Source organism: Streptomyces glomeratus (assembly GCF_021462825.1).
Classification (GTDB): domain Bacteria; phylum Actinomycetota; class Actinomycetes; order Streptomycetales; family Streptomycetaceae; genus Streptomyces; species Streptomyces glomeratus.
Genome location: NZ_JAKEEB010000107.1, coordinates 1 through 551, shown reverse-complemented (window position 1 = coordinate 551; position 551 = coordinate 1). Strand labels below are relative to the sequence as shown.

1 protein-coding gene is annotated in these 551 nt (G+C 70.2%); it reads left to right on the top strand.

Going from position 1 to position 551, the window contains the following annotated elements; translation table 11 throughout:
- Window positions 1–69: 69 nt before the first annotated feature.
- The coding region (locus LZ604_RS35530) for a TetR/AcrR family transcriptional regulator (RefSeq protein WP_234520364.1) at window positions 70–551 on the top strand (482 nt) is incomplete at its 3' end.

Sequence of the window (551 nt, the reverse complement as noted above, 5' to 3'; positions counted from 1 at the left end):
CGATTAACGTACCGATCGGCACAGCTACGTCTGCTGGACCATACGCGTACCGGTCGGTACAGTCAAAGCGTGCCTCGCCCCGTCAACGCCGAAAAGCGCGCCGAGCTGCTGGAGCAGGTGGTGCACCACCTCCAGCGCCACGGCGTCGCGCAGATGTCGCTGAGTCCGCTCGCCGAGTCGATCGGCACCACCAAGCGCATGCTTCTGTACTACTTCGGCAGCCGCGAGAACCTGCTGGCCCAGGCGCTGGCCGCCAGCCGCCCCGACGCCCACGCGATGTTCGACGACGTCCGCGACACCGCGGGACTGCGCAAGGCGGCCCATACCCTGTGGGAAGCGATGACCGTCGGGGAGCAGTCCGGGCCGGTCCGCATGCTGCTGCAGCTGCTCAGCCTGGCCGCCACCGATCCCGAGCAGTACGGCAGCACCGCGGCCGAGACCGTGGAGGTCATGATCGGCCCCATCGCCGCGGCCTACGTCCGGCTGGGGCACCCGCCGCAGCAGGCGCGGGCAGGGGCCACGCTCCTCGTGTCCGGCCTGCGCGGTCTGTG